11 protein-coding genes are annotated in these 13,417 nt (G+C 41.7%); 10 read left to right on the top strand and 1 reads right to left on the bottom strand.

The window, feature by feature from the left end; translation table 11 throughout:
• Positions 1–40 precede the first annotated feature (40 nt).
• Entirely contained in the window at positions 41–2,317 is a 2,277-nt protein-coding gene (locus ACTCNA_RS10620; protein ID WP_462947892.1) for an NADP-dependent malic enzyme, read from the top strand.
• Positions 2,318–2,379: 62 nt separating this feature from the next.
• Here ACTCNA_RS10620 and ACTCNA_RS10615 read toward each other — a convergent pair whose 3' ends face one another.
• Entirely contained in the window at positions 2,380–3,864 is a 1,485-nt protein-coding gene (locus ACTCNA_RS10615; protein WP_462947891.1) for a Gfo/Idh/MocA family protein, read from the bottom strand.
• A 140-nt stretch (positions 3,865–4,004) separates the two neighbouring features.
• Here ACTCNA_RS10615 and ACTCNA_RS10610 point away from each other — a divergent pair, with 140 nt between their 5' ends.
• The 9 genes from ACTCNA_RS10610 to ACTCNA_RS10570 all read left to right on the top strand — a co-directional run bounded on the left by ACTCNA_RS10610 (position 4,005) and on the right by ACTCNA_RS10570 (position 13,057).
• Positions 4,005–4,196 carry a hypothetical protein gene (locus tag ACTCNA_RS10610; RefSeq protein ID WP_462947890.1) on the top strand — a complete coding sequence of 64 codons (192 nt, stop codon included), beginning with the start codon at positions 4,005–4,007 and terminating at the stop codon, positions 4,194–4,196.
• A gap of 246 nt (positions 4,197–4,442) precedes the next feature.
• Positions 4,443–4,769, top strand: a complete 327-nt coding sequence (locus tag ACTCNA_RS10605) for a helix-turn-helix domain-containing protein (protein WP_462947889.1) — start codon at positions 4,443–4,445, stop codon at positions 4,767–4,769.
• Between the two features lie 447 nt (positions 4,770–5,216).
• Positions 5,217–5,384, top strand: coding sequence for a hypothetical protein (locus tag ACTCNA_RS10600; protein WP_462947888.1), 168 nt, complete (start codon positions 5,217–5,219; stop codon positions 5,382–5,384).
• A gap of 16 nt (positions 5,385–5,400) precedes the next feature.
• A complete protein-coding gene (recR, locus tag ACTCNA_RS10595) occupies positions 5,401–6,027 on the top strand; it encodes a recombination mediator RecR (protein ID WP_462947887.1) in 627 nt (208 codons plus the stop codon).
• Positions 6,028–6,113: 86 nt separating this feature from the next.
• On the top strand, positions 6,114–8,066 hold the full coding sequence (locus ACTCNA_RS10590; RefSeq protein WP_462947886.1) for a glycosyltransferase: 1,953 nt from the start codon (positions 6,114–6,116) through the stop codon (positions 8,064–8,066).
• A gap of 31 nt (positions 8,067–8,097) precedes the next feature.
• Complete coding sequence (locus ACTCNA_RS10585; RefSeq protein WP_462947885.1) at positions 8,098–8,370, top strand: type II toxin-antitoxin system Phd/YefM family antitoxin; 273 nt, start codon at positions 8,098–8,100, stop codon at positions 8,368–8,370.
• A 3-nt stretch (positions 8,371–8,373) separates the two neighbouring features.
• Positions 8,374–8,628, top strand: coding sequence for a Txe/YoeB family addiction module toxin (locus ACTCNA_RS10580; protein WP_462947884.1), 255 nt, complete (start codon positions 8,374–8,376; stop codon positions 8,626–8,628).
• Between the two features lie 8 nt (positions 8,629–8,636).
• The gene (locus ACTCNA_RS10575; protein ID WP_462947883.1) at positions 8,637–9,164 is read left to right on the top strand and encodes a GNAT family N-acetyltransferase; all 528 of its coding nucleotides are present in this window, start codon (positions 8,637–8,639) and stop codon (positions 9,162–9,164) included.
• Between the two features lie 125 nt (positions 9,165–9,289).
• Entirely contained in the window at positions 9,290–13,057 is a 3,768-nt protein-coding gene (locus ACTCNA_RS10570; RefSeq protein WP_462947882.1) for a DEAD/DEAH box helicase, read from the top strand.
• Positions 13,058–13,417 lie beyond the last annotated feature (360 nt).

The following is a 13,417-nucleotide window of genomic DNA, read 5'->3' as shown; positions in this document are numbered from 1 at the left end:
AATTTTTTTTACCTTTATGCTAAATCAAAAAATACTTGTTATGTCAAAAATCAATCGGATTGATGCACTAAATTACCATCAGAAAGGCCGGCCGGGGAAAATTGAAGTAGTCCCGACAAAACCACACAACACCCAGTACGATTTATCGCTGGCCTATACACCCGGTGTGGCACAACCCTGTCTCGAAATCGAGAAAGACCGCGACAATGTCTTTAAATATACTGCAAAAGGGAACCTGGTTGCCGTTATTTCCAATGGAACAGCAGTCCTGGGGTTGGGCGATATTGGCCCCGAAGCCGGAAAACCGGTGATGGAAGGGAAAGGTTTACTGTTTAAAATTTTTGCCGATGTGGATGTTTTCGATATTGAAGTTGATGAAAAAGACCCGCAAAAATTCATTGAACATGTAAAAGCCATTTCGCCTACATTTGGCGGAATTAACCTCGAAGATATCAAGGCACCTGAATGTTTTGAAATTGAAGAAACGCTTAAAAAAACACTGGATATTCCTGTTTTTCACGACGATCAGCATGGGACAGCCATTATTTCAGCCGCGGGCTTACTAAATGCCTTAAAACTAAACGGAAAATCTATTGAAGATATTAAAGTTGTAGTAAGTGGTGCAGGTTCCGCTGCCATCTCATGCGCGAAGCTATACGTCAGCATGGGAGTAAAACCTGAAAATGTGGTGATGTGCGACAGTAAGGGAGTAATTAATGAATCGCGCACCGATTTGAATAAATACAAACAGGAGTTTGTAACCAAAAGAAAACTAAACACACTGGAAGAAGCCATGGTTGGTGCCGATGTTTTCCTTGGAGTTTCAAAAGGGGGGCTGGTAACCCAAAAAATGGTGAAATCGATGGCCGCCGACCCCATTGTGTTTGCCATGGCCAATCCCAATCCGGAAATTACCTATGAAGATGCCATTGCTGCCCGCGAAGATATTATTATGGCTACCGGGCGCAGCGACTATCCCAACCAGGTGAATAATGTGCTCGGCTTTCCTTTTATTTTCCGCGGAGCACTCGATGTGCGGGCTACCGGCATTAACGAAGAGATGAAAATTGCAGCAGCCAAAGCACTGGCAGGTCTTGCCAGGGAGCATGTTCCGGAAATGGTTGCCCGCGCCTACAATAAGCAGAATATTGTTTTTGGCAAAGATTATATCATCCCCAAACCACTCGATCCGCGATTAATTACAACGGTATCAACGGCAGTGGCCAAAGCCGCCATGCAAACAGGCGTGGCACGCAAACCCATAAAAAACTGGACAGCTTATAAACAGGAACTTACAAGTCGTTTGGGGATCAGTAACAAACTCATAATGGGCATACGCAACAAAGCAAAACAGAATCCCCAACGAGTGGTATTTGCCGAAGGGAATAACTTCAAAGTGCTGAAAGCTGTGCAGTCTGTTGTAAATGAGGGAATTGCACACCCAATTCTACTGGGCGACGAGAACAAAATAAAAGCAGTTATAAAAGAGAATCAGCTCGATTTGGGGCACGTGCCAATTATCGATACCTACAAATCTGTTTCAGAAGATAAGCGGCACAAACTTGCTAAAATCCTTTACGATAAAAGGAAACGTAAGGGGATGACCTACGATGAGGCGTTGGAAAAAACTTACAACCGTGATTACTTCGGGGCATTAATGGTTGAAACGGGCGAAGCTGATGCTTTCATTTCGGGGTTTTCAAGAAAATATGCCGATACCATCCGGCCAACACTTCAGGTGATCGGTGTGAAAGAAGAATTTAATCACATCGCGGGAATGTATATTATGATAACCAAATACGGCCCGATTTTTTTGGCCGACACCACGGTAACTATGAATCCGTCGCCGCAAACCCTTTTCGATACTACTATTTTAACGGCCAATGAAGTGAAACGCTTTAATATTGAACCCAAAATTGCCCTGCTTTCTTATTCCAATTTTGGGGCTTTTAAAGGACAGGGCAGCCCGGTTATGGTGAAAAAAGCGGTGGAAATGTTGCACGAAAAATATCCCGATCTGAAAGTGGACGGTGAAATGCAGGCCAATTATGCATTAAACGGCAAACTGCGGTATAAGCGTTTCCCGTTTAACAAACTGGGCGATGAAGATGCCAATACACTGATTTTCCCCAACCTCAGTTCCGGAAATATTACCTACAAAGTGATGCAATCGCTCGGAATGGCAGAAGCCATTGGTCCTGTGCTGATGGGGATGAAAAAACCGGTGCACATTTTACAACGCGACAGCTCGGTACGTGAAATTATTAACATGGTAGCCATTGCCGTGGTCGATGCACAGTCGGTTTCGGAAGATTAAAAAAGAAAGTTTTAAAAGGATAAAGAGGGTGTCCAAATTTTTTTGAACACCCTCTTATTTTTTTAGGCGAGTTTCCAGCCGTTTTTATAAGTATGTTTTATCCACTCCTCGCATTTTTCCTGTGCATTCCACCTTACCGTTTCCTTTGATTGTCTTTCCACGTCGAGTGTAACAACATCCGATGAAAAAGGAGTAAGTTTAGTAGTACTCAGCCTTTCGTCGGGCGAAATATTAGTCACCTTCATATTTTCGCTATCCCAGAGCAATGTTTTTTGCAGCGACTGCATTCGCACTGCCAGGTTGCCCATTACTACCATCTCGTTAAACGGCCCGGCATATTCGAAACGGGATGCAGGTTTACCACCGTTTTTACAGCAGTTTACAAAGTGCATTTCATGGCGGCCGCCGCCTTCTTCGGCATCCGGAATACGCTCCAGTTTCACTCTTGTTTCCGGAACTATTTCTTCACCATCTTTGTAAACTTTCCATTTGGCACCGTAACTTTCGGCAATTAAAATGGCTTTTTCTCCCACCAGCATAAATCCGCCGCCCGGGTTCATGGGCGCATCCACCGGTAAGTGGAAAGGACGAGGCGGCATCAGCCCGCCGTCGTACCATGTTAAATTTAACTCGGGCAATGCACAATAAGGCAGGTTTTTACGTGCCGGGAATTTGTAGGTTACCTGTGCCGAAACGGGTGCGCTTTCGGTATTCACCAGCGAAGAACTGGACTGGAAAGCTGTGGGGGCACCAAGTTGAAGGGCATAATTTGGCACATCTAACAAATGGCAACCCATATCGCCCAGGGCACCGGTACCGAAATCCCACCAGCCCCGCCAAATCCACGGGTGGTATTCAGGATTGTATGCACGCATTTTGGCCGGACCTATAAAAAGTTCCCAGTCAAGTGTGTCCGGAACTTTCACTTCTTCAGTGGGAGCCGGCATTCCCTGCCGCCAGATGGGCCGGTTGGTCCAAACATGCGCCTCTTTTACTTCGCCGAGGCAGCCGCTTTGCACCACTTCGGCCACTTCGTAAACCGTATCGTTGGAGTGGCCTTCGTTGCCCATTTGTGTAACCACTCCGGTTTTTTGGGCCAGTTCAGTTAAATACCTCGATTCCCATACGGAATGAGTTAGCGGTTTTTGCAGGTAAACATTCTTTCCTAATTCCATTGCAGCGGCTGCCGAAACAGCATGTGTGTGATCTGGAGTAGCAATTACCACTGCTTCAATGTCTTTTTGTTCCTCCAGCATTTTGCGGTAATCTTTCCATTTTTTGGCTTTTGGATATTCTTCAAAAACAGGATTTGCATAATCCCAGTCCACATCGCACATAGCAACCATGTTTTGGCCGGGCATGTTGCGGAGATTTACACTTCCTTTTCCGCCAATTCCAATGCCGGCAATATTCAGTTTATCACTTGGTGGCGTGTGCCCCAGGCCGGCAACGGCATGGCTCGGAATAACGCTGATTCCTGCAAAAGCTGCGGCTGTTGTTCCTATAAAATTGCGGCGGGAGAAAGATTTTTTGGATTTTTGAGACATAATTAAAATTTTTATTGATTTAGAAATACTTTTAGACAGCTAATTTATCAATATTTTTGCATGAGGAATAATCATTTACTTATTTTTAAGTTTTATATTTTGTAAATTCGAGACTTTACAATCAGCACAAGCCTTTTTCAATGAGCAAAGAATTCATAACCAACCAGGAGAAACTGCTTGCAGAAGTTGTAAATAACTGCTATATATTAAAAATTGAAATCCCAGTTAACCTGATAGTTGACCCGGAACTGCCCGGCATTATATCGCGCGAAGATTACGAAAAGGCAGGAATTGAGGAGTTGGCAGAGTGGGAAATTAAAGAAAATAGTTAGCAGCAAATGATAAGAATTGTTAATAAATCAACAAAAAAGTGTTGAAAACTTGCAGTAATTAACCTATAGCTTAATTTTGGTGTGAAAAGACAAGCTAAAATAATACGAAGTTCTGATGATGGTAAACGGCAAATAGCTATTGATTCTAAACAGTAGTGATAGCATCGGAGCTACATCCGGGTAAAAAGAACAAAAAGAATAAATCCAAAGAAATAAACCTTATCAATAAAGTAGGAGGCTACGATTATGAAATCCGCTAAAGACGACAAAATATTAAATGCCTTTAACGAACTTTTCGACAACCTTACAGAGAAAGACAAACTGGATAATGAAGCAAAACTTATCATGTTTCGTTTTTTGGATATTGTTGAGCGGAAACGTGAAAAAAAGAACTGGTCTCGTAAAGAGTTAGCAAAAAAGGTGGGCACATCTGCATCTTATATCACACAATTAATGCGCGGAGACAAGTTGATCAATATGCTTACCCTCGCAAAAATGCAAAGGGCATTAAATATTAAATTTGACATATCTGAACTGGTCTCATATCAGGAACAGACGGAGGATGAAAATTAAAGATTTATTATAGCCAATGAACTACATGAACTCACATACGATGAGGCATTAATTGTTGACCCGGAACTGCCCGGCATTATTTCGCGGGAAGATTACAAAAAGGCGGGGGTGGAGGAATTGGCGGAGTGGAAAATATGATTTTTAAATTGTTAATGGAAAATATTAAATGTTAAAAAACTTGTTTAATAATACGAAATACCGTTATTGTTGTTCTCAACAATACCTGCCACGCCTCTCATTGCGAAGCGCACCCGAGCGGGTTTTCTGTTTTTATACACTTTCTATGAAGTACACGAAACCACCTTTACGATTTGAAAAACAGATAGAACTGTTGGAAAGCCGGGGACTGATAATTCCTGACAAAGCAGATTACCGAACGTATAAAGAACAAAGAAATAATGTTTTCAGACGACGGAACAGAATTTTTAGGAAACCTTGAATTTAAAGATGATGAGTAAAAACACAGAAAAATATAGCAGGAACATCATCGAAGATATTACAGGGATAAATTTGCTTGCAGTTGAAGAAGATAAAATTGCTCAGATCATACATTATCGTCTCCAGGTAACCTCGACGGTTGTAAATCCAGGCGATTTTAAAAAAGAAACAGAATAATAAATCATTAACATCGATGAACATAGAAAAATATCCGTCACGGCTGTTGGAAAATGCCGTTAATGAATTTGCCAAACTTCCGGGAATCGGTCGAAAAAGTGCCCTTCGGTTGGTGCTGCACCTGCTTCGTCGCGATAAAGAAGAGGTGACAGCGTTTGGCGAAAGCCTGATTCAGTTGCGCAGCGAAATCAAGCATTGCAAAATTTGCCACAATATTTCCGACAGCGATGTCTGTCAGATTTGCTCCAACCCGTCGCGTAACAATTCGGTGATTTGTGTAGTGGAAAATATACGTGATGTAATGCTTTTTGAAAACACGCACCAGTATAACGGATTATATCATGTGTTGGGGGGAATAATTTCGCCAATGGACGGAATCGGCCCCAATGAACTGGAAATCGGTTCACTGATTGAGCGTTCGAAAAATGAGGATATTGTGGAAATAATACTGGCGCTTCCCACCACCATGGAGGGCGATACTACCAATTTTTACATTTTTCGCAAACTGAAGGACAAGCCGGTGAAAGTAACCACCCTGGCGAGGGGAGTGGCCGTGGGCGACGATTTGGAATATACCGATGAAATTACACTCGGGCGTTCGCTGACCAATCGCGTGCTTTACGAAAGTTCGGTGGGAAAATAGTGCATCTCAAAAATCAGAAAACCTAAGAGGTTTTACGTTATCCAATGGAAATGTTACATTTGAATTTTTAATGCCTAACTGATTAAATGGAACTTTCGATAATAATTGTCAACTACAACGTAAAACATTTTCTGGAGCAGTGCCTGCATTCGGTGCAAAAAGCTTCAAAAAATATCGATGTCGAAATTTTTGTGGTCGACAACAATTCGGTCGATGGTTCCACGCAACTCGTACGCGAGAAATTTCCCACTATCCGGTTGATTGAAAACAAGCAGAATGTGGGATTTTCAAAAGCCAACAACCAGGCCATCCGGCAGGCAAACGGAAAATACATTTTACTGCTGAACCCCGACACGGTGGTGGAAGAAGATACGTTCAGCAAAATAATCTCATTTATGGATGAACACCCTGAGGCAGGCGGTCTGGGTGTAAAAATGATTGACGGAAAAGGCAATTTTCTGCCCGAGTCGAAACGCGGATTACCCACTCCCTGGGTGGCTTTTAGCAAAATTTTTGCTTTGTCGAAACTTTTCCCGAAATCGAAGAAATTCGGAAAATACCATCTTTCTTACCTCGATGAGAATGAAATCCATGAAGTGGATGTGCTGGCCGGCGCTTTCATGTTGCTGCGTGAAGAAGCGCTCGAAAAAGTGGGGCTGCTTGACGAAACATTTTTTATGTATGGCGAAGACATCGACCTTTCTTACCGGATAACCCAGGGCGGCTACAAAAACTACTATTTCCCCGATACCACGATTATTCACTACAAGGGAGAAAGTACCAAAAAAGGATCGCTGAATTATGTGAAAGTGTTTTATAAAGCGATGGTAATTTTTGCGCAGAAACATTTTTCGGGTGGGCGGGCAAGCATTTTTTCATTTTTAATACACCTTGCTATTTACTTCCGGGCGTTTCTTTCGGTGGTAAAACGGGTATTCAGTCGTATTTCGGTTCCGTTGCTCGACGGACTTTTTATTTTCGCCGGCTATCTCATTCTCACTCCTTTGTGGGAAAATTATAAATTTGAACTGGGTTATTATCCACCTGAATTTATGCAAATTGTGGTGCCGGTTTATATTCTCATTTGGCTGCTTGCCATTTTTGTTTCCGGGGGATACAAAAAACCCGTCAATTTATTCAATGTTGGCCGCGGAGTTTTATGGGGAGCAATTGCCATTTTACTGGTTTATTCGCTGGTTGATGAACGTTTTCGGTTTTCGCGCGCACTTATTTTGCTTGGTACTGCCTGGGCTGTAGTTGTTCTGATTTTATACCGGCTAATTTTCCACTGGCTGAAAATCAGGTCGTTTGGAATTGACATAAAAAAGACAAAAAAAATAGCCATTGCCGGTCATCCCAAAGAGGCCGGGCGGGTGAAAGAATTGCTACAGCAAACACAAATTAAATCGGATTTTGCCGGTTTTATTGCACTCGATGATTCCGATTTCAGCGAAAATTATATCGGCTCAGTCAATCAGTTGAATGAAATTGTACGTATCAATCGCCTCGACGAAATTATTTTTTGTTCGGGCAGCATCAGCTCGGGTGAAATCATCCGGTACATGCTCGAGCTCACTTCGCTCGACATCGATTTTAAAATTGCCCCGCCCGAGAGTGTCAGTATCATCGGCAGTAATTCCATTAACACCGCCGGCGATTTGTATGTGGTGCATATCAATACCATTTCGAAACCGGCCAACCGCCGCAAAAAAAGGATGTTTGATATCACAATTGCTTGCCTGCTGCTGGTTTTCAGTCCGCTTTTGGTTTGGTTTTTCAGCAGAAAAGGCCGGTTCTTAAAAAATGCTTTTCAAGTTTTAACCGGTAAAAAAACGTGGGTGGCATACATCCCGGATTCCGCGACTCCCGAAAAACTTCCTGCTTTGAAACCGGGAATCCTTTCTCTGGCCGACATGTTTAAAACACCTCCTGCTGAAACGGCTAAAATTCAACAGTTAAACATCTTGTATGCCCGCGATTACAACGTGTTCACCGATGCGGAAATCGTGTGGAAGGGATGGAAGAAGCTGGATAAGTAGCTATTGTTTTTTATAATAAAAGTACGTATTTTTGTACAAAATACAGATCAATATGAAAACGGTTAATTATTCAGAATTAAGACAGAATTTAAAAACTAATCTCGACATGGTTTGCGAAGATAGTGATATTCTTGTCGTTCATCGTTCAAAAGGTAAAAGTGTCGTGATGATGTCGCTGGATGATTTCAACTCACTTCAGGAAACACAGTATTTACTAAGCACTAAAAACAACCGTGAACGGTTGCTCGATGCTGTAGATGATGTTGAAAAAGGAAAAGTATCTGAGAAGGAACTTTTGAAATAGCAGATGAAAAAACTTTGGCATGAATCGGCCTGGGAAGATTACCTGTTTTGGCAAAAGACGGATAAAAAGGTGCTGAAAAGAATAAACATGCTCATCAAAAGTTGTGAGCGGACTCCTTTCTCAGGGATTGGAAAACCGGAGCCTTTGAAAAATGAGTTATCGTCCTATTGGTCGCGTCGAATTGACCAATCCCACCGTTTGGTGTACAAAATTGAAAATGATACTTTAACTATTATTCAATGTCGTTTTCATTATTAAATGATTGAATGAAAGACTCTTTGCAATACGGAAATATAACCCTCCGTCCGCTGGAACCGGAAGACATAGACTTGCTTTACCAGTGGGAAAACGATAGGAAAATCTGGGAGATGAGCAACACCAAAACGCCGTTTTCGCGGTACATCCTGGCCGAATACATCAAAAATTCCCATAAAGATATTTATGAAACCAAGCAGCTCCGGCTGATTATTCAGAATGAAGAAAACCGGCCGGTGGGGGCAGTTGATTTGTTTGATTTTGAGCCGTATCATCAACGCGCCGGTGTGGGCATTTTAATTCATAAAACCGCAGACCGGAATCAGGGCTATGCGACCGACGCATTGAGCGCACTTTTTGATTACTCTCTAAATGTGCTCGGCCTCAAACAACTTTACGCCAATATTTCCGAAGACAATCACCAATCAATTACACTGTTTGAAAAAACAGGATTTGTAAAAACCGGGACAAAAACAAGCTGGCTGAAAACCCCGGCAGGCTGGAAAGATGAGTTGTTTTATCAAAAAATGCTTGTCTGAGATCAAAATAAAGGTGAATAAAAACCGGATAAATTCGTTCTGTTTTTATTTGCATGAAAATTTGAAAACCGTATTATTGAATCTTCATTTTCCGAATTTTGAGTTCCGATTTTAAACAGCATTTAATGAGCACCGACAACTACTACTTAAAAGAGCACATAAAAAGGCACATTAATTTCTACACTTCCGCCGCTGTGGCTGGCCGTGGCAGGAAATTATATGAAAACGATAAGGTGTTTTTTGATGAATACACTGAAAAAAACGACAGTTGGAAGTTTACAGTTTTAGGTTCGAAAAAATACCAGGTTTTGGTAAAAGGGGTGAATTCAAAAAACATTCAAACCAGTTGCACCTGTCCTTTCGACTGGGGAAGTATATGCAAACATGCGGTTGCGGCATTGCATTTTGTGTCGGACAATCTCGGTGAGCAATCAGCTTTGCAATATCAAAAACAATCGACGGTTACATTGCCTGCTAATAATGAAAACAGGAAAAACCTGGGATTTGAAATTCCCGGTTATCAGCATGTTGATTTAGACTTTGTTAAAAGAAATACTTCTGCGCGCGTTTTTGCACAACTGATGTACCAGGGTAGTTATATTAGTTACAATTCAGTTGAGATTACACATGATTCAGTGACTTTTATTGCCAACAGGGCTGATGCCAACGTTAAGTTTTACCTGGATGAAGATGGAAAGGTTTATGTGACCTCGCCGCAGGCAGTAAAATCGACAAAATTAACGGCGGACGAAGCGCTTTGCCTGACACTGATTGCCAATTCGCCAATGCCCAATTTGCTCGAAGAAGTGTTTAGCGGCAGGGTACTGGCAGCACAAAAGGAAAAACTAACCAGGTTCGGACTGCCCGAAAATACCAATTTCAACGAATACTTTACCTACATTTTTACAGAACAGAACGGATTGATGTTTTACCCTTCAAAAAAAGGAGTAGGATTAATTCCGGTAACCCAAAATGACGATCATTATATTACGGACTTGCTGAAAAAGCTGAATGACAATGAACTGTTCTTTAACGAACTTCCCGAAAAAGCAGAGCAACGTGAATTGGGTTTTGTGCTTAAAAAAGGATACCGGTTTTACAGCAGTTACGAAGGCGGTTACAACGATTTTTATGAAGATGACCTGAATGAACGGTACGAAATAGTTCCCATTGTGGGCAAAACCCGCAAAAACGATCCATCCGCACTGGCCACATACATTAAAGAATACGATGAGGGAATGGATGAGCGGTTTATCATCAGCAAAAGCGAAAATGCAGAAAAACTTTTGCGGCTGATCGACGAAATTGACAATAGCGAAGGCAACGATTTTCGGCTAATGAAAAAGGCATTTGAATATTTGCGCACTGAAAAATTTGTGTATGGATTGGCAGATAATGCATACAAAATCAGGAAAAAAGATTTGATTGAAATTACACTTTCTCCCGAGCCGGCTGATGCTGTTTTTGAGGTTTCCAAAAAGAAGGAGTTTTTAACGTTATCCCTGAAAATCAGAATTGGAGATGAGCTGCGAAACAGAAAAAAACAGCGGTCGGAAGCAGCAGGCAATTTTATTTTTGTAACCGGAAAAACCTACCATTTTGCCAAAAATGAAAAGGTGGCGCAAATGATTGCTGAATTTCCCGAACAAGTTAAAATGGTTGCTACCCACAAAGACGAATTCTTTAAAAATGTAATAGAACCCGTTTCAAAAAATTTTGAAGTGCAGTTTAAAAAAGGCACCTTTAAAAGCGGGGCGGTAGAACTCGACTTTCATAAAAAACAGCTTTTTCTTTCGGAGCAGAATGAATACGTTGTTTTTACCCCGAGCGTGGAATACGACCACGATGTTTCGGCAGTTTTAAGCACCACGGGAAACATCCTTCAAAAAAATGGCGATGAAATAACGGAATACAAGCGGAATTTTGAACTGGAAAACGATTTTCTAAATTCGCTTGCCGAATTGCACCCCGATTTTGAAAGCCAGAAAAGCAGGAAATTATTTTACCTGCACTACAGCGATTTCACAAAAGATATGTGGTTTTATAAGTTTTTCGACCAACTGCAAACGGCTAATGTTGAAGTATTTGGTTTGAAAGATTTGAAAAACTTCAAATATTCACCTTTCAAGGGAAAAATCAACACATCGGTAACTTCGGGGCAGGACTGGTTTGAAGTGAATATTGCTGTGCGTTTTGGCGATAACCGGGTTACACTGAGCGACATCCAAAAAGCCGTAATTAACAAACAGCGGTACATTCAGCTAAACGACGGCTCTGTGGGCATTTTACCGTCGGAATGGTTGCATAAACTCGAAAAATATTTCCGAAACGGCGAAATTAATAAAGACAAACTGGAGATTTCAAAACTGCGGTTTTCAGTGGTTGACGAACTTTTTGACAATATTGACGATGCCGGCATTTTGCAGGAGATTGCCGAAAAAAGACAACGCTTGAAAAACTTCACCAACATTAGCGAAACCGAAGTTCCCAAACAAATAAAAGCCGGTTTGCGGCACTACCAGAAAGAGGGGCTCAACTGGCTCAATTTTTTGGACGAAATGCAGTGGGGCGGTATCCTGGCCGACGACATGGGCCTGGGAAAAACTCTGCAGGTGCTGGCATTTTTGCAACAACAAAAAAATAAAAACAGGGGTGTCAACCTGATTGTGGTGCCAACTTCCTTGCTTTTTAACTGGGAGAATGAACTGAAAAAATTTGCTCCGAAATTAAAGGCTTTCTATTACTATGGTCCCGATCGGGAAAAGAATACTGACGAATTTAAAAACTACGACCTGATTTTTACCACCTACGGAATTTTGCTCCGCGACATTGAAATTCTTGGCAAATTCCCTTTCAATTATGCGGTGCTCGACGAATCGCAGGCCATTAAAAATCCGGTTTCGCACCGGTATAAAGCAGCTTGCCTGATAAATGCCCACAATAAAATTGCGCTTACCGGAACGCCTATCGAAAACAGCACTTTCGATTTGTTTGCACAAATGAGTTATGCCAATCGCGGCTTTTTTGGGGGTGCGCAAAAATTCAGGGAGAACTATTCAGTGCCGATCGATAAAGATGAAAATGAGGTTATTGCGGACGAACTGAACAAAATAATCAATCCTTTTGTTTTGCGCCGGACTAAAGAAAAAGTAGCGGGAGAGCTGCCCGACAAAACCGAAAATATATTGTATTGCGAAATGGAAAGCGGACAACGCCGCGTTTACGATGCCTACCGCAACGAATACCGAAACCGGCTGCTCAATAAAATTGAAGAAGAGGGGATTGGGAAATCGAAAATGATGGTTTTGGAAGCGTTAACCCGCCTGCGCCAGATTTGCGACTCGCCGGCGCTTTTGAATTCTGATGAAGTAACAGAAAACCAGTCGGTAAAAATTAAGGAAATCATACGGCACATTACCGACAAAACGGGTAAACATAAAATCCTGATTTTTTCGCAGTTTGTAAAAATGCTGGGGTTAATTCAGGACGAACTGGCCAAACTCAACATTGAATATGAATATCTCGACGGGCAAAGCAGTAGCAAACAACGCGAACAGTCGGTAAATAATTTCCAGGAGAATGAAAACCTGCGGGTGTTCCTCATTAGTTTAAAAGCCGGTGGTACAGGGTTGAATTTAACCGCTGCCGATTATGTTTACATTGTTGACCCGTGGTGGAATCCAGCGGTTGAAAACCAGGCCATCGACCGTTGTCACCGAATCGGGCAGGACAAAAAAGTGTTTGCCTATCGCATGATCTGCAAAAATACTGTGGAAGAAAAAATCATTGCACTTCAAAACAAAAAGAAAAAAATCGCCGGCGACATTATTCAAACCGACGAAAACATCCTTAAAAAACTGAATAAAAACGACATTAACGAGTTGTTTTCCTGAAATATTTCAATGAAAAGCGGAACGATTTTATTAGATAAAGAAAAGGTAGTTGTTGAGCATTTACGAGCGGCTACATCGCAGGTAAGAGCTTTGAAGTTTACCATTCCGAAGGATAACCCAACTTGTTATCTTACTATCATAAAATTCTGTATTCCAGTAGTATGGGTTTAAAATATTCATATTTCGGGTAACACAGATTTTTTCATATAGTATGGTACGGTTTTATACCCCAGGGCTTCATAAATTTGTTTTGCCCCTACTGAGGGAACACTGCATTTTTTTATCCTGATGGTTTTCCCTTTTTCGTTTTGCATCGGGCACTACTGTGATTGTGTAATGCTTATTGGCTGTGGGGTACCT

Source organism: Tangfeifania sp., assembly GCF_055108615.1.
The sequence above is the reverse complement of the archived record's forward strand: the minus strand, read 5'-3'. Positions and strand labels throughout refer to the sequence as shown.

What these genes read in the sequence shown, in the direction of transcription:
- ACTCNA_RS10580 (WP_462947884.1), top strand. Translation starts at nt 8,374, where the DNA reads ATGAAAAAACTTTGGCATGAATCGGCCTGGGAAGATTACCTGTTTTGG.
- recR (WP_462947887.1), top strand. Translation starts at nt 5,401, where the DNA reads ATGAACATAGAAAAATATCCGTCACGGCTGTTGGAAAATGCCGTTAAT.
- ACTCNA_RS10600 (WP_462947888.1), top strand. Translation starts at nt 5,217, where the DNA reads ATGATGAGTAAAAACACAGAAAAATATAGCAGGAACATCATCGAAGAT.
- ACTCNA_RS10570 (WP_462947882.1), top strand. Translation starts at nt 9,290, where the DNA reads ATGAGCACCGACAACTACTACTTAAAAGAGCACATAAAAAGGCACATT.
- ACTCNA_RS10605 (WP_462947889.1), top strand. Translation starts at nt 4,443, where the DNA reads ATGAAATCCGCTAAAGACGACAAAATATTAAATGCCTTTAACGAACTT.
- ACTCNA_RS10620 (WP_462947892.1), top strand. Translation starts at nt 41, where the DNA reads ATGTCAAAAATCAATCGGATTGATGCACTAAATTACCATCAGAAAGGC.
- ACTCNA_RS10575 (WP_462947883.1), top strand. Translation starts at nt 8,637, where the DNA reads ATGAAAGACTCTTTGCAATACGGAAATATAACCCTCCGTCCGCTGGAA.
- ACTCNA_RS10610 (WP_462947890.1), top strand. Translation starts at nt 4,005, where the DNA reads ATGAGCAAAGAATTCATAACCAACCAGGAGAAACTGCTTGCAGAAGTT.
- ACTCNA_RS10590 (WP_462947886.1), top strand. Translation starts at nt 6,114, where the DNA reads ATGGAACTTTCGATAATAATTGTCAACTACAACGTAAAACATTTTCTG.
- ACTCNA_RS10615 (WP_462947891.1), bottom strand. Translation starts at nt 3,864, where the DNA reads ATGTCTCAAAAATCCAAAAAATCTTTCTCCCGCCGCAATTTTATAGGA.